At 67.3% G+C, this 18767-nt stretch carries 15 protein-coding genes; 7 read left to right on the plus strand and 8 right to left on the minus strand.

Features of this window, described 5'->3' with window-relative positions; genetic code table 11:
- Window positions 1-81: 81 nt before the first annotated feature.
- Both AUC44_RS05470 and AUC44_RS05475 read left to right on the plus strand, forming a co-directional pair.
- Complete coding sequence (locus tag AUC44_RS05470; protein WP_157445182.1) at window positions 82-435, plus strand: 4a-hydroxytetrahydrobiopterin dehydratase; 354 nt, start codon at window positions 82-84, stop codon at window positions 433-435.
- Window positions 432-905, plus strand: coding sequence for an acyl-CoA thioesterase (locus tag AUC44_RS05475; RefSeq protein WP_062157736.1), 474 nt, complete (start codon window positions 432-434; stop codon window positions 903-905). The genes AUC44_RS05470 and AUC44_RS05475 overlap by 4 nt, the downstream gene beginning before the upstream one ends.
- An 18-nt stretch (window positions 906-923) precedes the next feature.
- Here AUC44_RS05475 and AUC44_RS05480 read toward each other — a convergent pair whose 3' ends face one another.
- Window positions 924-1562, minus strand: a complete 639-nt coding sequence (locus AUC44_RS05480; protein WP_062157737.1) for a cyclase family protein — start codon at window positions 1560-1562, stop codon at window positions 924-926.
- A gap of 59 nt (window positions 1563-1621) precedes the next feature.
- Here AUC44_RS05480 and AUC44_RS05485 point away from each other — a divergent pair, with 59 nt between their 5' ends.
- From AUC44_RS05485 to AUC44_RS16140, 4 genes are all read left to right on the plus strand, one after another.
- On the plus strand, window positions 1622-4024 hold the full coding sequence (locus tag AUC44_RS05485) for an ATP-binding protein (protein ID WP_062157738.1): 2403 nt from the start codon (window positions 1622-1624) through the stop codon (window positions 4022-4024).
- 66 nt (window positions 4025-4090) lie between these two features.
- Complete coding sequence (locus AUC44_RS05490) at window positions 4091-5728, plus strand: S8/S53 family peptidase (protein WP_062157739.1); 1638 nt, start codon at window positions 4091-4093, stop codon at window positions 5726-5728.
- Window positions 5729-5818: 90 nt separating this feature from the next.
- Window positions 5819-8221 (plus strand): hypothetical protein, encoded by a 2403-nt coding sequence (locus tag AUC44_RS16445; RefSeq protein ID WP_157445184.1) that lies wholly within the window; start codon window positions 5819-5821, stop codon window positions 8219-8221.
- Between the two features lie 8 nt (window positions 8222-8229).
- The gene (locus AUC44_RS16140; protein WP_082689146.1) at window positions 8230-9852 is read left to right on the plus strand and encodes a S8/S53 family peptidase; all 1623 of its coding nucleotides are present in this window, start codon (window positions 8230-8232) and stop codon (window positions 9850-9852) included.
- A gap of 178 nt (window positions 9853-10030) precedes the next feature.
- Here AUC44_RS16140 and AUC44_RS05510 read toward each other — a convergent pair whose 3' ends face one another.
- A complete protein-coding gene (locus AUC44_RS05510; RefSeq protein ID WP_062157743.1) occupies window positions 10031-12037 on the minus strand; it encodes a DNA gyrase subunit B in 2007 nt (668 codons plus the stop codon).
- A 280-nt stretch (window positions 12038-12317) separates the two neighbouring features.
- On the opposite strand from AUC44_RS05510, the gene AUC44_RS17230 reads away from it, so the two are divergent.
- Window positions 12318-14288: a vWA domain-containing protein gene (locus tag AUC44_RS17230; protein ID WP_062157744.1), complete on the plus strand. Its 1971-nt coding sequence runs from the start codon at window positions 12318-12320 to the stop codon at window positions 14286-14288.
- A 36-nt stretch (window positions 14289-14324) separates the two neighbouring features.
- Here AUC44_RS17230 and AUC44_RS05520 read toward each other — a convergent pair whose 3' ends face one another.
- The 6 genes from AUC44_RS05520 to AUC44_RS05545 all read right to left on the minus strand — a co-directional run bounded on the left by AUC44_RS05520 (window position 14325) and on the right by AUC44_RS05545 (window position 18556).
- On the minus strand, window positions 14325-14837 hold the full coding sequence (locus AUC44_RS05520) for an SRPBCC family protein (RefSeq protein WP_062157745.1): 513 nt from the start codon (window positions 14835-14837) through the stop codon (window positions 14325-14327).
- Window positions 14834-15187: an ArsR/SmtB family transcription factor gene (locus AUC44_RS05525; protein WP_062157746.1), complete on the minus strand. Its 354-nt coding sequence runs from the start codon at window positions 15185-15187 to the stop codon at window positions 14834-14836. Before AUC44_RS05525 ends, AUC44_RS05520 begins: the two co-directional genes overlap by 4 nt.
- 123 nt (window positions 15188-15310) lie before the next feature.
- Complete coding sequence (locus AUC44_RS05530; protein ID WP_082688961.1) at window positions 15311-16294, minus strand: cation diffusion facilitator family transporter; 984 nt, start codon at window positions 16292-16294, stop codon at window positions 15311-15313.
- 82 nt (window positions 16295-16376) lie between these two features.
- A complete protein-coding gene (locus AUC44_RS05535; protein WP_062157747.1) occupies window positions 16377-16895 on the minus strand; it encodes a PH domain-containing protein in 519 nt (172 codons plus the stop codon).
- A 4-nt stretch (window positions 16896-16899) separates the two neighbouring features.
- Complete coding sequence (radA, locus tag AUC44_RS05540) at window positions 16900-18282, minus strand: DNA repair protein RadA (RefSeq protein ID WP_062157748.1); 1383 nt, start codon at window positions 18280-18282, stop codon at window positions 16900-16902.
- Window positions 18275-18556 carry a DUF2087 domain-containing protein gene (locus tag AUC44_RS05545; protein ID WP_058977178.1) on the minus strand — a complete coding sequence of 94 codons (282 nt, stop codon included), beginning with the start codon at window positions 18554-18556 and terminating at the stop codon, window positions 18275-18277. The genes radA and AUC44_RS05545 overlap by 8 nt, the downstream gene beginning before the upstream one ends.
- Window positions 18557-18767: the final 211 nt, after the last annotated feature.

Genomic DNA, 18767 nt, shown 5'->3' on the forward strand with positions numbered 1-18767 from the left:
GCGTCCCCACCGGGCGGATCGTCCGCTGAACCGCGTCCCCGCCCACCACGCGCCCCGCCCCGGGGCCCTAGCATGCAGGACATGGCGTACGACCCCCGCATCAGCTACGACCCCACCCGCAAACTGACCGACGGCGACGTCCTCCAGGCCAAACCCGACGGCTGGTGGGGCGATTCCGGCAAGCTCTACCGCGACTTTCCCTTCCAGCACTTCATGGAGGGCGTGGACTTCGCCGTGCGCGTCGCGCAGCAGGCCGAGGAGCGCGGCCACCACCCCGACATCCACATCCACTACCACTACGTCCGCGTGAACTACTACACGCACGACGCGGGCGGCGTCACCCAGCGCGACCTGGACGCCGCGCAGGCCCTGAACGACCTCGTCGCGGCCGAGGCGCCGGTCGGGAACACACCGGCTGGAGAGCCCTCCGCTTGAAGCTCCGCATTCCCGACGCGGACGTCCTGTGGGCCGACCTGCCCGACACGCGCCGCCACGAACAGGTCGTCACGGTGCAGCCCGGCGACCTGGACGACCTGCACCACGTGAACAACACCGTGTACCTCGCGTGGTGCGAGGACGTCGCCCGCGCCCACGCCCTGCGCCTGGGCATGGGCACCGACGCCCTGAGTGCGCTGGGCGCCGTACCTGTCGCGCGGCAGCACGTCATCACCTACCACCGCCCCGCGCTGCTGGGGGATCAGGTGCGGGTGCGCACCGCCCTGACCCTGCACGCCGGGGTGCGCAGCGTCCGCGCCTACGCCCTGGACCGCGTGAACCCCGGCGACCCGGCTGACGGGGTGCGCCTCGCGGAATGTCAGACCGAATGGGTCTGGGTCGATCCCGGCACCGGCCGCCCCAAACGCGCCCCGGCGCCGGTCAGCGCCGCCTTCGGCTTCGACGGCTGAGCGGCGCCCTCCCTGCGCTTACAGTGTCCCGGCCCGCAGCAGGATCGCGCGGGCCGGCGCGCCATCCACCTCGGCCAGCGGCAGGGGCAGGCACACCAGGTCGTACTCGCCGTCCGGGACCCCCTCCAGCTTCAGGCTCTCCAGGATGAACACCCCGGCGTCCCGGCACGCCGCGTGCCCCGGCAGGTCCTTGCTGGTCAGGGCGTCCACGCTGGGACAGTCCGTGCCGATCAGCCGCACGCCGCGCCGCGCCGCCTCCCGCACGAAGGCCGGGGCGAGGGCCGGGAAATCCTCCGGGAAGGCCGCCCAGTGCGCGGGCTGCCCGGTGCGCAGCAGCAGCCGGGGCGCGAGGGTCTCCGGCAGCCCCGCCAGCACGTCAGCCTGCACGGCTCCGTCCTGCGCCGTCACACCCAGCACCCGGCAGCGGCCCACGTACACGTCCAGCGGGACGTCCTGCAACCTCGCCCCGGCGTCGTCGTAATGCCACGGCGCGTCCACGTGCGTGCCGGTGTGGGTGCTCGTGCACAGCTCGCCGGTGTTCACGCTGTCACCCGCCGCGATCCGCGCGCCGGGACTTACCCGGAACGGCGCGTCTCCCGGCCAGTTCGGATGACCGGGCGTGAGGAGGCGGGAGATGTCGTGCGGGAAGGTCAGCATGCCCCAGGGTACCCGCCCGCCGCTTGTTTCACGCGGCGCTCATCCCTGACAATGCACGCATGACCCTGCGGACCCTCGGCGCCCTGTCCGTGGAGGGCGTCACCTTCCGGCGCGAGAAGGTGCTGCTGCTCCTCGCGTACCTGTGCCTGGAAGGCCCGCAGCCCCGCCGCCGACTGGCCGAGCTGTTCTGGCCCGACGCGACTAACCCCATGAACTCGCTGGCGCAGCACCTCGTGCACCTGCGCGGCCTGCCCGGCGCCCTGGCCGAGGACGGCCAGCGGGTCGCCGCCGCCATGCCCTGCGACGCCGCTCAGCTGCGCGACCTCGTCCGCCGGGGCCGCCACGAGGCCGCCGCCGCGCTGTACGCCGGGCCGTTCCTGGACGCCCTGACCATTCCCCTGGGCGCCGACCTGGAAGAATGGGTGTTCGACACCCGCGACGCCGTCGCGCAGGCGGCCCGCGCCGCCCTGACGACCCTCGGGGCGCAGGCCGCCGCGCACGGCCACGCGCAACAGGCCGGGGACCTCGCCGCGCGCGCCCTGACGCTGCCCGGCGCTCCACCCCCCGATGAACTCGACCTGCCGAAACTCCATCACCTCCTGAGCCTCGCCGGGCACCCGCTGGCCGCGCAGGTCGAACGGGACGCCCGCAGCCTCGGCCTGAACCTGAGCGCCGCGCCTGCCCCGGTCAGCGCCCCCTTCGCCGGACGGGAAGCCGAACTGGCCGCCCTGAACACCCTGACCCCCGGCCAGACCGCCTGGATCAGCGGGCACGCCGGCATGGGCAAAACGGCCCTGCTCGAAGCCCTCGCGCGCAGCGGCGGCTGGACGGTCCTCCCGGGCCGCGCCGAAGCGCCCTACGCCACCCTGAGTCCCCTGAGCGCCGCGCCCCCCACCCACCCGCAGGCCGCGCACGCCGCGCTGCGCGACCCGCACCTGCGCGTCGCCATCGACAGCTGGGACGCGGCGGACCCCGCCACGCAGGCCGCCCTGACCCACGCCGCCGCCGCGCGTCCCGGCGCGGTCATCGTGGTCACGTCCCGCCACCACCCGCCCTTCGACGTGGACCTGCACCTGAACCTCGGGCCGCTGACCCCGGACGACCTGCGCGCCCACCCGGAAGTGCACGCACGCACCGACGGGCACCCCGTCCTCGTCGGGCACGCCCTGCGCGGCCAGCCGCTCGACCTGCGCCTGGGCGCGCGCGTCCGCGCCTACCCCGACCCGGTGCGTGACACCTTCCTGCTCCTCGCCCTGCAGGACCAGCCGAACCTGCGCGCCACCCGCGCCGCCCTGAACCAGGACGCCGGCACCTTCGCCCGCACCCTGGCCTTCCTGACCACCGAGGGCCTGACCAGCGAAACCGGCCGCGTGTACGCCGCCGCCACCACCCGCGAGCACCTCAGCCAGATCCACGTGCACGCCGCGCTGCTGCACCTGCGCCTCGCCCGCGCGCTGCCCGAGGACGCCGCCTGGCCCCACTACGACCGCAGCCGCGACCTCTGGGAGGATCCCGACGAGACCCGCGCCGCCCACGCCGCCCGCCAGCACGCCCACACCCACCTCAGGCGCGGCTACCCCGGCCAGGCCGCCGCGCTGCTCGACACCCTGGCCCACCTGCCCACCCTGGCCGTCCCCCACGCCTGGGCGCTAATCGGCGTGGGCCGCTCCCAGGACGCCCTGACCCGCCTGAGCACCCTGAGCGCTCACGACCAGCAGGTCAGCGACGCCCTGGCCGCCCGCGCCGTTGCCCTGGTGTACCTCGGGCGTGCCGATGAGGCGGTGGCGCTGGCTGGGCAGATCAGCGGCCATGGCCCCGACGCCGCCCACGCCGCGAGTGTCCGCGCCCACGCCGCCCGCATGCGTGAGGAATGGGACGCCGCCCGCCGCCACAGCCAGATCGCCGCCGACCTCTGGAACCTCCACGGGGACGACGAGGCGCACCTCACCGAACTCGGCATGGTCGCCCGCGCCCAGGTCGGCCTCGGCGCAGAGCCCCACGCCGTCTTCACGCCGCTGCTGGACCGCGCCCGGGACATTCCCAGCGCCCGCAGCCGCCTGCTGCTGAACTACGTGATGCTGCTCGGCACCCTCGGCCAGCGCCGTGAGGCCGAGGCGCTGTACCCCGCCCTGATGCAGGCCCTCCACGAGGCCGGGGACACCTTCGGGCTGGCGAACGTCCACATCAACCGGGGTGTGGACGCCCACGAGAGCGGTGATCTCACGGGCGCCGCCGAACACTACCGCGCGGCCATCGCCCACCTGCGCGGCACCGGCAACACCCGCCTGCTGGGCGTCGCCCTGAGCAACCTCAGCGAGATCGACGGTGACCTCAGCGCGTTCGAGGACGCCCTGACCCTCCTGACCGGAGCCGGACAGCACGAGCTGGTCGCGCAGATCCGCCGCAACGCCCAGGTGCAGACCGCCCAGGTGCAGACCGCCCAGGTGCAGACCGCCCCCTGACCACCCCGAGCGCCGATCATGGGCCGGTCACGCCCCACCTGACAAGCTGACCCCGGAGGGACATCCATGCTTCGATCCGCGATCCACACCCGCCTGCCGGCCCTGCTGCTCCTGCTGGGCGCCGCGTACGCCCAGCCCAGTCCAGCTGCCGTCACGGCCGTCCGCCCCGCCGGGGTGTACCCGGCCGCCGCCGCACCCGGCGAGACCGCCTGGATCTTCGGGCTGAGCGGCGTCGCGCCGGAAGGGAAACTGAATGTCGGGGGACAGGCGGCCGAGTACCGCCTGGACCGCGCCAGCGGCTGGCTGGCCTTCCAGGTGCCGCAGCGTGCCGCGGGCGGGCCGCAGAGTCTTACACTGCGCGGCGCCCCGCAGTCCCTGAGCCTGAACGTCCTGACCGTGCCGCCCGGCACCGACGCCCTGGTGTACGTCCGCCCCGACGCCGCCAAGACCGTGCAGGCCGAGTACACCCGCCGCCTCCAGGCGCTGGCCGACGCCTGCGCCAGGACCTGCCCGGCAGAGGTGCAGGCGGTGCTCAACAGGCTGAGTGCCCAGCAGCCGCCCGCGCTGGCGCCCCTGGCGTCCCCCGCGACGGGCCAGGGCGCGCGGGTCGCCCCGCTTCCCACGCTGGCGACCCGCGCCCCCCTGGTCACCCTGACCACCCTGAAAGCGGCGAACCTGACCCAGCTGCTGAACCCGGCCGCGCGCCCCCCGGCCGCGCCCATCGATTCGATCTGCTCGGCCCTGGCCGGCACGGTCCCGACGGCCGGACTGCCGCTGGGTCAGGTCCTCACGCTGCTGGAGCTGATCTTCGCCGGTGACCTGCAGACCGACCCCACCCGCGTCGGCTGGCCCAATCAGGCCACAGACCCTCCGTACGCGAAGATGCCCCCGGCCCAGGTGCTCGCCCGCCTCCTGAACTTCAGGGGAGGCAGCGGCAAGGGCGTCACCATCCACGTCCTCGACACGGCCAGTGCCACCGAGGACCCCTTCACGTACAGCGGGCAGTACTACACCGTGACCTTCACGGACCGCCCCCACCACGGCCGCGCCATCGGGGAGATCGCGCAGGCCGTCGCGCCCGGCGCGGAGCTGGACTACCGGCAGGTGTGCGAGAAGGACGGCACCTGCTCCACCCTGAAGACCGTGCAGGCCCTGTGCGCCGTCGCAGCCGACGCGCGGCGCGGCGGACGGCACGTCGTGAACCTCAGCGTGGGCGGCCCGAACCCCACGCGCGGCCTGAACCTCGCGCTGCGCGAGGTGACGACCCTGGGCGTGCCGGTCGCCGCCAGCTACGGCAACCGTGACGACTGCGCCCGGCTGGTGCCCGGTGACCGCTGCAACCACTACCCCGCCGACTGGACGCGCGCCTACGAGTTCGGCCCGGCAGTCAACCTCGCGGCCCGCAGCCTGCGCGCCACGATGCTGTTCAGCGTCGCCGGGTGGGACGTCGCCACGGGACAGCTGGCCACCTACAACCGGGGCGTGGGCAACCCCGGCGTGCTCACCGAGGCGCCCAGCGTGCAGGCCCCCGGTGAATTCTGGCTGGGCGGGTACCCGTACTTCGGCACCAGCTTCGCCGCGCCGGTCGTGAGCGGCCTCCTCGCCAGCTGGATGAGCTGCCAGCCCGGCGTACCCCTGCTGCCGCTGATCACCACGCCCGGACAGGCGCCCATCGCGCCGAATGTCGTGAACGCCTGCCCCTGACCCAGGCAGGGGCGCCAGCCTCTGCTGATCCCGGATAGGGCCTGCCGGTTCCACTTGACCCCCCCGGCAGGTGTATCGCTACAATGGTCTATGAAACTTCTCACGTTCGGTGGCCTGCGGGTGGACAGCACCACCTACCGGCGCGAGAAACCCCTGCTTCTCCTTGCCTACCTGCTGCTCGAAGGCCCGCAGGCCCGCCGCCGCCTGGCCGACCTGTTCTGGCCGGACGCGGCGAACCCCATGAACTCCCTGGCGCAGAACCTCATCCGCCTGAGGCCCCTGAACGCCATCACGGAAACCGAGCAGAGGGTCGAGGCGCGCCTCCCGTGCGACGCCGCCGAGTTCCGCACCCACCACCGCGCCGCCCGCTGGACGGAGGCCTGCGCCGCCTACACGGGCGAGTTCCTGGCAGGTCTGCGCCTCGACCTTCCCCTGGATCTGGAAGAGTGGCTGCTCGACACCCGTGACACCCTGGGCAGCGAGGCCCGCGCCGCGCAGCTTGCCCTGGCCGACTACCACCACGCCCGCGCCGAACCCCACGCCGCGCACGCCCACGCCGAGCGCGCCTACCGCACCCCCGGCGCGCCCCCCTGCCCACCTGAGGACCTCACGCGGCTGTGGCACATCCTCGGCGGCACCGACCACCCCCTCACCCTGCACCTGCGCCGCGACGCGGACGACATCGGCCTGCGCCTCACCGCCCCGGCCCCACCCACCCCCGACCACACCCTTATCGGACGGCGCGCCGAACTCGACGCTCTGATCCGCCTGCCCACCGGCAGCGTCGCGTGGATCAGTGGCCCGCCCGGCATCGGCAAGACCACGCTGCTACGCGCCCTCACCCGGCACGGCTGGCGACTCCTCCCCGCCCAGGGGCAGGGGGGCCTGCCGCTCGCCACCCTCGAGCCCCTCAGCCCCCACCCGCTGAGCAGCGCCGCCGACGCCCTGAACCTCCTGCGCGACACCCGCCTCAAACTCGCCGTCGACGACTGGGAGGAACTGGATGACACCACACGCGCCACACTCACGCTCGCCGCCCGCCAGACGCCCGGCGCCACCATCGCCATCACCGCCCGCCATTCACCCGCCCTTCCCACCCCGCACCACGTCTCCCTGCAGACCCTCAGCGAACAGGATCTCCTGGCGCACCCCGGCGCGCACGCCGCCACCGCCGGTCACCCCACCCTCCTGGCCGGCTACCTGACTGGCGCCCCACCCCACCACACACTGGACGCCCACCTGAACCTCCTGGGTACCGACCCCCGCCGACTGTTCCTCGCGCTGGCCGCGCAGGAACCACCCAATCTGGCCGCCACCCGCGCCGCACTGAACCTCACGGCCACGGCTCTCACCCGCACCCTGGACACCCTGACGCGCGAGGGCCTGACCACCCCGGACGGCCGGATCCGCGCCCCCACTTCCGCCCTTCACCTCCTGGACGCCCAGCCCACCGAGACGGCCCTCATCCACCTCCACCTCGCGCGGCACCACCCCCGTGAGACCGCCTGGCCTCACTGGCTCGCCGCCCGCGACCTCTGGGAAGACCACGACCAGGCCGCCTGCGCCGCCGCTGCCCACTGGCACGCCGACCAGGACATGAAGAGGGGCTACCCAGCCAGAGCCGCCAGCGTACTGGAAGTCGCGCCGCAGACCGACGAGGTGAGATTGCTGCGGGGATGGGCTATGTTGCGCCTGGGTAAAACTATTATATTGGACGGCCTAGTCTCTTGTTTTGATGAAAAAAAACTTTCAGATTATGCTTATTTATCTCTAAAATCTGCACTTAATTATAAAATGGGAAATTATCACGAAGTGTTAACTCTTTCTGATAGATTGCCGTTTTCTAACTCATTGGATAGGGGCGTAATTTATTTTTATGCCGCCTGTTCCGCATTAAGACTTAATATAAAAGATAAAGCTCGACGTAGCTTGACAATATCACGCTCAATAGTCGAGTGTTCTGGATCTGATATTGATATTATCCGGGTAGATACATTAAATGCAATCTTAGAGAGTGATAAAAATGCTAATATACGAGATTTTTACTCTGAATTGCTTAAAAAATCAGCACTGTTTCCTATTGAGAGAGGGGTTTTATTGATAAATTTTGCTGATTATATATTTGATCATGAAGGGCCGAAGAGCTTTGGCATTGTTGAAGAGTATTATAGAGAAGCGGAGAAAATATTACATGGTTCTGGAAATGAAGAGGGTGCGGCTGCAGCGTTAAATTCATGGGGAGTCAGCGCTCATTTGTCCAATAGGATTACTTTAGCCGAAGAACTTTATAAAAAAGGTATTACCCTAATTAGGGATTCTGGCAATATCAGATTGCTTGGATTGCTAACTGCCAATCTAAGTGAAATAAGCGGAAATATTGAAAAGCTAGATGAAATATTATATTGCCTAAATTCTAGTGGTCATACAGCGGTTGTATCAAAAATTATAAATAATCTTGCCGATATAAGAATAAAGGAGTCGCTCTCGCACTAGGAGATCATATGAAAATTTTAAGAATTTGTGGAATTATACCTACTCTTGTTTTTCTTTTTTTAACAAATGCAAATGCATTTGGAATATATCCAAAAATAGTAAATATTTCAGAGTATACTGACACACCATTCTTTACTATCGCTTTAGAAGGTAATGAGATTGCGAAATTGCAGGATAGTAATTTATGGCTCAGGCTAGGTAACAAGTCGGTAGAATGTACAAAAGATGATCGCTTCTTTAGGTGGCAATGCCCTATACCTTCAAGTTCTGCATACGGTGAACAGGAAATTTTCATCCGCGCTGGAGCAACGGGCGCTGATATTGGAAGTAATAAAGTTACAATATTAGATAGGGCTGGAGTTTATTTATTGCTTTCCCCAGCTAAAGAGGATGATAAAGCTGGTGGCATTTTGAATTTTATTGATACTTTAGAGGCCAGAAAAATGCTATACGATAATGGAATTGGTGATTTCAAGCAGATACTGTCGCTTATGGGAGACACGATTTATGAAGATATAGACATTATTGACACTTATACTCCTAATTCAATTTATTTATATAAAAAATTTCATAACTCAGATAATATTTTTGGCGATCTTCCGCTTGAATGCAAGAGCAATATGACAAAAATAGTTGCAAAAAATCTAGGAAATTGGTTTTTTCAAGATAAAACTCCTGTTATTGATAACAATATACAGGCAGTTCCTACTAGGGAGCCTTGGGTTGGAGATGAAAGCGATATAAATCCTCTTAGAGTTCCTCGAGATGAAGGTAAGAAGTATAATAAAGCCATATTAAATTCTATGAATATTGGATTTGAAAATAAAAAAGATACAATGTATATTGAAAGTGATCCGGTTATAGAATATCCACTTGTTTTTATATTGGATACGTTTGATTCTAAATCAAATAATGATACATTTGATTTCGGCGGTGCCAGACGTCATGGAGAAATAATATACCGAATGATAGCTGAGATTAGCGGACTACCCTATAATAACATAATCGGCATAAATACATGCGATACCCGAGATGGTCAATGCGACATACGAAAAATTATCGATGGCATCTGTCAGGCAAGTATATATGCCGAAATGAACTATAAAGTTTACATAAACATGAGTTTTTCTAGTTATTTAGGAGGGGCTAGTCTGAGAAAAATTATAGACTTTGCTAAATTCCACGGCGTTAATATTATTGCCTCAAACGGAAATAATGATAGGTGTAATGGATATACTTATGAGCAAGTATGTCATCAGTATCCAGCTGATTGGTCTTACGACCAGAACAGTGGATTGGGAGGTAGATTAATCAGCGTAGGTGCTATACAGCCTACATATAATATTGGCGAAGTGAGAAGTTTTGCTCCATTCGATAGATTATTTCCTTCAATCAGGGCGAAATCCAAACCTGCGCTTCTTTACGCGCCTGGAGAGTATTTTGCGGATGATGATCTCACGTATTCAGTAAGGAGAATCGGCACGTCTTTTGCTGCGCCTTATGTTACTGCCATGTTGGTAAAGTGGGATAGTTTGAAGGATCGGCCATATAACTGTGAGCTGGGTAAAATATCTATGAATTTGAGTATAATTCTCGCCAACTATCCGGGAAACACAGAAAGTTGTAAATGATCATTAAAATAAATTGAAAAAATTTATCTAATATTTTATCGTCTGCATTGATATAACTGATACTTCAAAATTTAGATCTTCATCTAGCATTTTAATATTTAAAACCAATCAGTATAATTAGAGGTAACAGAATTGAAGGGGCTCACATCCCTGAGCCCCTTCAATTCTGGATGCTTGATTACACGCTGATTTCGGCGAAGCGCGCGTTTTCCTGGATGAAGGTCTTGCGCGGGGCGACGTCACTACCCATCAGGTTCTCGAAGACTTCGTTGGCGACGATGAGGTCTTCGATGCCCACGCGCTTGAGGGCGCGGGTTTCGGGGTTCATGGTGGTGTCCCAGAGCTGGTCGGCGTTCATCTCGCCGAGGCCCTTGAAGCGCTGGATGTCGTACTTCTTGCCTTCTTTGTTGGCGCGGGCGACGTGTTCCTTGAGGTCCTCGTTGGTGTAGAGGTACGTGCCTTTCTTTTCGCGGCCGATCATGATGCGGTAGAGGGGCGGCTGGGCAATGTACAGGTAGCCGGCCTCGACGACGGGGCGCATGTAGCGGTAGAAGAAGGTCAGGAGGAGGGTGGCGATGTGGCCACCGTCCATGTCCGCGTCGGTCATGATGATGATCTTGTGGTAGCGGAGGTTTGAAAGGTCGAAGTGCATGCGGTCGCCGGTGCCTTCGACGCCGGCGCCGATGGCGCCGATCAGGGCGCGGATCTCGGCGTTCTTGAGGATCTTGTTGAGTTCGGCCTTCTCGACGTTGAGGATCTTGCCGCGCAGCGGGAGGATCGCCTGGAAGCGGCGTTCACGGCCGCCCTTGGCGCTGCCGCCGGCGGAGATACCTTCGACGATGAACAGCTCGCTTTCAGCGGGGTCCTGCGAGGAGCAGTCGGCGAGTTTGCCGGGCAGGTCGTCGTTTTCCAGCGGGTTGCTGCGGCGGACGATGTCGCGGGCCTTGCGGGCGGCTTCTCTGGCGCGGGCGGCTTCGGCGGCCTTCTCGACGATGGTCTTGCCGACCTTGGGGTTCTCCTCGAGGAACTCGGCGAATTTCTCGCCGACGACGGCGTTCACGGCGGTCTGCGCCTCGCTGTTCAGCAGCTTGACCTTTGCCTGGGATTCGAACTGCGGGTCTTCCACCTCGACGCTGACGACGCAGTAGATCCCTTCGAGGAGGTCGTCGCCGCTGGGAACGGGATTGCCGTTCTTGATGAGGTTCTTGTCCTTGGCGTACTTGTTCAGGATGCGGGTGTACGCGGTCTTGAAGCCGGTCAGGGGCGTGCCGCCGTCGCGGGTGCGGATCATGTTCGCGTAGGTGAGGATGTTGTCGCTGGCGTAGGTGTTCGCGTGGATGAACGCGACCTTGACGTTCACGCCGCTGTGCTGGCCGGTCATGACGATGGGCTGGTCGTACAGCAGTTTGCTGTCGTCGGTGACGAGCGCGCGGGCGAAGTTGGCGATGCCGCCCTTCTCGTGGAAGGTCTCTTCCTTGATCTGCCCGGCGTGCAGGTCCACGCGTTCGTCGCGGATGACGATCTTCAGGCCCGTCAGGTACGCCAGTTCGCGCAGGCGGTTGCGGATGCGGTCGTAGTTGAACTGGTTGTCGAATTCCTTGAAGATGCTGGGATCCGGGTGGAAGCTGACGCTGGTGGCCCAGGTGACGTCCTTGGGCGTGGGGCCTTCGTCGCGCAGGGGTTTGACGAGGATGCCCTTTTCGAAGCGGACGTTGTGCAGGTGCCCGTGCTTGTTGACGGTGACGTCGAGGTAGAGGCTCAGGGCGTTCACGACGGTGCTGCCGACGCCGTGCAGGCCGCCGGAGACCTTGTACGCGCCCTGGCCGAATTTGCCGCCGGCGTGCAGTTCGCTGAAGATGACCTCGATGGCGGGGCGGCCCTTGCTCTGCATGATGTCTATGGGGATGCCGCGGCCGTTGTCGGTGACGGTGGCGGCGCCGTCGGCGTGCAGGATGACGTGGATCTCGGTGGCGAAGTTGGCGAGGCCCTCGTCGATGCCGTTGTCGATGATCTCGGTGAGGAGCTGGTGGTAGCCGTCGATGCCGGTGCCGCCCTGCACGTACATGCCGGGGCGTTTGCGTACGGCGTCCATGCCCTCGAGGACGCTGATGTCGGCGGCGGTGTACTCGGCGCTGGGGCCGGCGGTGGTGGCGATGTCTTTCACAGTGTCGTCGGTCTGGGTCATGTCACTCCTGGGGCGCGCCCGGCGGGGTGGCCGGGCGGCGCTGGTGGGTGGGGGAGAGGAGGGAGGCGCGCTGGGCGCGTCTTCTGTGTCTGTTCAGTATACTACCAGTGTTGAAAACGGTCAAATATTTTACGTAAATAGCGGAATAGTGCGCCGGGTATCGCCACGGGCACAACTTCACGAAAACCACGCTCGATACGCAGAAAACCGACCCCCGACCGCATGTGCCTGCGGGCGCGCGCCTCCCAGGCCCGCCTCAGGCGTCACAATGGGAACCCGAATGCTCCGCACCGCTCTCCTGTCCCTTCTGCTGCTGGCGTCTGCCGGGGCTGCGCAGGACGCCCCACCCTGCGCCGTCCCGTCCGGAGACCTGCCCACCCGGTCGCGCGTGGTGTTCGTGCTGGACACCAGTGGCAGCATGCGCGGCGCCGGGGACGGCCGGGCCGACATCTTCGGGCGGGTCAGGGCGCAGCTGAACACCTACGTGCGCGACACCCGCCCGGATCAGGTGACCCTGGTGACCTTCGACGCCGGGCTGCGCTCACGCCGCAGCTTCGAGCAGCCGGCCGGCAGCGCCGCCTGGAACGCCGCGCTGGGCAACCTCACCGCCGACGGCAGCAACACCTTCCTGTACCGCAGCGTCCGCGACGCCCTGAAGCCCCTGAGTGCGCGCGGGGGCGAGGTGACACAGGTGTTCGTCCTCACCGACGGGATCGACAACGACACCCGCGAGCCCGGCCGGGCCGTGAGCGCCGCCGACGCCCTGAACGCCTGGACCGACCGGGGCCCGCTCGACCGGCTGACCTACGTGGCCCTGGGGGCCGAGATCCCGCAGGACGCCCGCGCGGCCCTCCAGGGCAGCTCGTTCGCCAGTGGCCTGGTCCTGCCGGTCAACCGGGTGCCGGCGCTCAGCGGCGAGGGGCTCGAGGGTGGGCTGCGCCGGGTGGACGGGACGACGCTGGCCGCGCCGTTTCCGGCCGGCACGCCGCTCGCCCTGGCGAGCCGCGCGGCCGGGTTGCGCCTGGCGGCCAGCCAGGTGCAGGGCCGGGACGTGACCCTGACCGTCCCCGCCGGTCTGCCCCCGGGGACGGCCGCGCTGCTGTGCGCGCCCCCCGTGACCGGCCAGGGCTGGATCGCGCCCCGCGCCCGGCAGGTGCTGCTGCGACTGACGGGAGAACCGTTCAGGTGGCTCAACCCCGGCGCGGACCGTACCCTGCGGGGCGGTGAGGACGTCGCGCTGCGGCTGCGCCTGGCGCGCGGCGTCAATGCGGCCGGGCTGCGCCTGGGCGCCCTGCCCACCGGCCTCAGCGGCCGCCTGGACGCCCTGCCGGGGTCGCGGGAGGTCACCGTGCGGCTGTGGGCCACCCGCCCCCAGCCGCAGCTGTCGTTCACCCCGACCCTGCTGCTGCCCGGGGTGGGACCGGTGGCGTTGCCAGCGGTGCAGGGGCAGGCGGGCGGCCGGGTCGTGGCGGCCACCGCCGGCGCGGCCTCGTCTGCGGCGCCCTCGCTGGAGCGGCGGCTGCCGGGGCTGTGGTGGCTGGCGCTGCTTCCGCTGGCCGCGCTGCTCGCCTGGGTGGCCCGGCGCCGGCCCGCACCCCGGCCCGCCGTCCGGCCGGCGCCGGCCCGGCCGTTCCTGCCGGGGGTCGAGGGCATCGAGTACCGCGAGGACCGCACCCTGCACCTGGTCACGGCCGACGGCGAGGTCGCGGGCGTGCCCACGCCGCTGGGCGGTCCCTTCGATCTGGGGCAGCTCAGCCGCGTGCCTCACCTGAGCGGCCTGCGGGCCGAGCAGCACCGCGACGGCCTGAAACTTCTGCGCCTGCCGCCGGATCTGGACGTCAGCCAGGGCGCGCGGCTGCTGGCGGCGGGGGACATCGTGCGGCCCGGTACGCTGCTGGGGGTGGCGGTCGCGCGGCAGGTGCGCGCCCCGCAGCTGGAACTGGGTGGCCTGGCGGGCCTGGGGCTGCCGCTGGCGCTGCACGTCACCGGCGCGCACGTGCAGGTGCGCGGGCCGTACGGGGCGCACGCCCTGCACGTGCAGGTGCCGGTGGCGGACCTGGGTGAGCTGCTGGGCGCCCCGGCCCTGGACGGCCTGCGCGTGAGCCTGAGTGGCCGCACGCTGCTGCTGCTGGGCACCCCTGCTGGCGTGCGGCTGCGGGCCGCTGGGGACGCGCAGCCGGTCCGGATCGGCCAGCCCCTCCCCGCGCACGGCGTGCTGGACTTCGCGCCGGACGAGGCGGCGCAGGCCTGATCCGGCGCGGAGTGAGGCCGGGGGGACAGTGACGCCTCAGCCCGGCAGGTGTTCGGCCAGCCGGTCCCAGGTCTCGCTGATGCCCTGGAGCATGCCCATGTCCAGCACGGCCTGGAGGTCTTCCGAGCGGACGTACGTGGAGCGGCTGGTGACGCGGGTGCCGCCGGGGACGGCCTCGAAGGTCAGGTCGGTCAGCGTGGCGGGCATCTGGTCGTTCACGGCGCCCTGCTCGTCGCTGAAGTGGTCGGTGTAGGTCAGGCGGGTGGGGGCCCCGATGTGCTCGTACACGCCCAGGCCCCAGCTGTTCATGCCGTAGAAGTCGCCCTGCGCGGGGTCCTGGCAGGTCATGCAGTAGTGCCAGCGGCCGCCGGGGCGCAGGTCCACCGTGCAGTGGGTGAGGGTCCAGCCCCGCGGCCCCCACCAGTGTTTCAGGTGCTCGGGCTGCGTGAAGGCCGCGAACACCCGCTCGGGCGTGGCGGCGAAGGTGCGGTCCAGCACGAGGGTGCGGGCGTCTTCGATGCGGTGGTCGAGGGTGGCGGCGTGCGTCATGGGGAACCTCCGGGTTCGGTGGGGTCGGGATTGGGCTCTTCAGGGGGGAGGGTGCGCAGGTAGTCGTCGAGCCGGTCGAGCCGCTCCTCCCAGAGGGGGCGGTAGCGGGTCAGCCAGTCGTCGAGGTCGCGAAAGGGCGTGGGGCGCAGGTGGGCGACGCGGCGGTTGGCCTGGGGGTGCAGGTCGATCAGGCCGGCGCCCACGAGGACGCGCAGGTGCTTGGAGGTCTGCGGCTGGCGCAGGCCGAGGCGGTCAGCGATCTCGCCGACGCTGTGAGGCCGTTCGCGCAGGAGCTCGACGATCTGGAACCGGTGCGGGTCGGCCAGGGCGGTGAAGGTGTGGTGGTTCAAGCGGCGCGTGACCTCCTATTGAAGTGTTCTGTTCTGAACGTAGTATGCCTTAATCGGAATATTCCTGTCAAGGCATATAAGGAGCACAGCTGCGGGGCGACTCCACCCCCGTCCGGTGTCAGCTCAGGGATGCAGCTCTCCCGCGCCCGACGCGTGGGCGTCCGGCCCCTCGATTTGCACCGTGCTGTGCGCGACGCCGAAACGGGCCGCCACCGCCTCCACCTCGCGCAGCAGCCCGGCATCTGCCGACGGGGCCACCAGATGGGCGGTCAGGTTGTTAACGCCACCGGTCACGCTCCACACGTGCAGGTCGTGCACGTCCTCCACGCCGGGCAGGGCGCGCAGCTCGGCGCGCAGGGCGTCCAGATCCAGCCCGCGCGGCACGCCTTCGAGCAGGACGTTGACGCTGGCGCGCAGCAGCGCCCAGGTGCGCGGCAGCACCCACAGGCCGATGCCAGCGCCCAGCAGCGGGTCCACCCACGTCCAGCCGGTGAAGCGGATCAGCAGCGCCCCCAGGATCACGGCGACGCTGCCCAGCAGGTCGCCCATGACCTCCAGGTACGCCGAGCGCATGTTCAGGCTCTCACGCTGCCCCCCGGCCAGGATACGGGCGCTGATCAGGTTCACCACCAGCCCCAGCACCGCGACGATCAGCATGGGGGTGGCCTGCACCTCGACCGGCTGCGCGAAGCGCCGCGCGGCCTCCACGAGCACGTAGATGCCCACCGCGAACAGCGCCCCGGCGTTCACGGCGGCGGCCAGCACCTCCGCCCGGCGGTACCCGAAGGTGCGCCGCGCGTCCGCGGGCCGCGCGCCCACCCGCAGGGCCAGCAGGGACAGGCCCAGCGCCGCCGCGTCGGTCAGCATGTGCCCCGCGTCGCTCAGCAGCGCCAGACTGCCGGACAGGACCGCGTACACGACCTCCACGATCAGGAACCCGCCGGTCAGCAGCAGGGCCAGGGTCAGCTGCCGCGCGTTCGCGTTCGCGCCGTGGTTGTGGTCATGCCCACCGTGACCGGACGCGTGGGCGCCGTGATCATGCCCGCTATGGCCGTGCGCGTCATGCGCGTGTTCCGCGTGGTCGTGATCGGTGGCACCGCTCGTCATGACCCGAGGGTCGCACCCATAGGCCCACGGCAGATGCGACCCCCGTTCACGAGACCTGCACGCAGAACAGCCCAACGCCGGTTCAGTCCAGCACGGCCACGCCCCGCGCGGCGAGCGCCTGCGCGAAGGCGTCCGGGTCGGCGGGCGTCAGGTAGTACGGCGTGCCGCCCCGCTCGACGATCAGGCCGCCACGCGTGTTCGACGCGATGGCCTGCACGCTGCGGTACCCGGCCCCCGTGAAGGTGTAGGTCCCGGTGTAGTAGCCGGGCAGGCCCACCCCGCCCATCTTCAGGCCCAGCCCGCCGTCGGTGCGGCGCACGCGCAGCTCGCGGTACGGCCACTCGAAGGTGCCGGAAAAGCGACTGACACGCAGGCCCGTGTCGGTCAGGGTGTACGAGAGCCGCCGGGGCAGCTGCACGAACAGGGCGGCCAGCCCCACGCCCAGCAGGGTCAGCGCCACGCTGCCCGCCACCGGCAGGGGCTTGCCTGCGCCGTCGTCCGGCATCCAGGCGGTCACGATCAGGAGCAGAGGCGCCAGCCACACCAGCGCCCGGAACCAGACGGGCGAGGTGGGCGGCGCGGCCGACAGCGGGGGGGGCATACCGTCAGCTCCGTTCGGCGGCGGCGCGGGGTTTCCGGCCGGACGCCGGGGCGCCGCCCCACACCTGCGCGACGGCCTCCTCGACGCTCTTTACCCCGTTCGGGTGGCCGTCCAGGCCGGGCGGGACGATCAGGCGGGTGTACCCGGCGCGGCGGGCCTCCTCGGCGCGGCGGATGGAGGCGACGGTGGAGCGCACCTCGCCCGCCAGGCCGACCTCGCCGAACACGGCCACACTGTCGGGCAGGGCGCGGCCCACCACGGCGGAGTACACCGCCAGCGCCACCGCGAGATCCAGGCCCGGATCGGGCACCTTCAGGCCGCCCGCGAGGTTCACGTACACGTCCAGGCCGCCCAGCGTGAGGTCCAGGCGGCGTTCCAGCACGGCCAGGACGACGTCCACGCGGCGGGCGTCGAGGCCCACCACGACCCGGCGGGCGTTCGGGTACGGCGTCTTGCTGGCCAGCGCCTGCACCTCCAGCAGCATGGGACGCTGCCCGTCGATGGTGGCCGCGACGACGCTGCCGGGCACCCCGACGGGCCGCTCGGCCAGGAACGCCGCCGACGGGTTCTCGACGGCGATCAGGCCCTCGCCGCGCATCTCGAACACGCCGAGTTCACCGGCCTGCCCGAAGCGGTTCTTCACGCTGCGCAGCAGGCGGTACGACCCGACCGTCTCCAGGAAGACGGTGGTGTCCACGATGTGCTCCATGACCTTCGGTCCGGCGACCGTGCCGTCCTTCGTGACGTGCCCCACCAGAACGGTGGCGGTGCCGGTCTCCTTCGCGGCGCGGGTCAGCAGCGCCGTGCCGTCGCGGACCTGCGCCGCGCCGCCCGGCGCGCCGTCCCCCTCGACCGTCACGGTCTGGATGGAGTCCACGATGCACAGCGCAGGCCTGTGCTCGGCCATCAGCGCGGCGACGTGCTCGGCGCGGGTGTCGCGGGTCAGCTGGATCTCGGCCTTCACGCCCAGCCGGTCGGCGCGCAGGCGGATCTGCTCCAGGGATTCCTCGCCCGCCACGTACAGCACCGTGCCGCCCCCCGCCGCGACCTTATCCGCGACCTGAAGCAGCAGGGTGCTCTTGCCGATGCCGGGCTCCCCGCCGATCAGCGTGACGCCCCCGGCCACCAGCCCGCCGCCCAGCACCCGGTCGAGTTCCGGAATGCCGCTCGGCGTGCGGGGCTCCTCGCGGCGCCCCACCCCGGACAGCGGCGTGAGGCGGCCTCCTGTGATGCCGCCGTACGCCCCGCCACGCGCAGCGGCGGTCGTGACGGCAGGCACCTCTTCCTCGAAGGAGTTCCACGCCTGACAGTTCGGGCAGCGGCCCAGCGGCTTGGCGCTGGTGTACCCGCAACTCGTGCAGACGTAGGTGGTGCGGGCTTTAGCCACGCGCGCCGGGGCGGCCGTCCGCCCGCCAGTAGGTCCCGTCCTGCGTGGCGAGGTAGTCGCCGTCCACGAGTTCGGTCAGCAGGAAGCTGGGGTCTTCCAGGGTGCTGTGGTCAGCCAGGATCTGCTCGGCCTGCCCCTGGTCGTAGGACACGCCGGGCTCGAACAGTCCGGTGAGGTAGTCGAGAATGGCGAGCTGGTGCGCGCGGCGGCGGTCGCTGGGCCACCCGGTGATGCGGCCGTGTTCGTCCTGAAAATCGAGGATGCTCTTCGTCATCCCGCCATCGTAGCGGACGCGCGGCGGGTGGATGGTTCCCGCGCCCCGCATTGACGTGATCACGCCACAGGAGCGCACCCAACCCCTGGATCGGGAATCCGCGTATACCTGCTGCCGGGTAGTCCCCTGATCGGACGGCCACAGACCTCGGAGGCACGAACGTGACTCTCACCCTCATGGACGCCGCGACCACCACAGGCGGGAGTGTCGC

It is taken from the genome of Deinococcus actinosclerus, assembly GCF_001507665.1.
GTDB lineage: Bacteria > Deinococcota > Deinococci > Deinococcales > Deinococcaceae > Deinococcus > Deinococcus actinosclerus.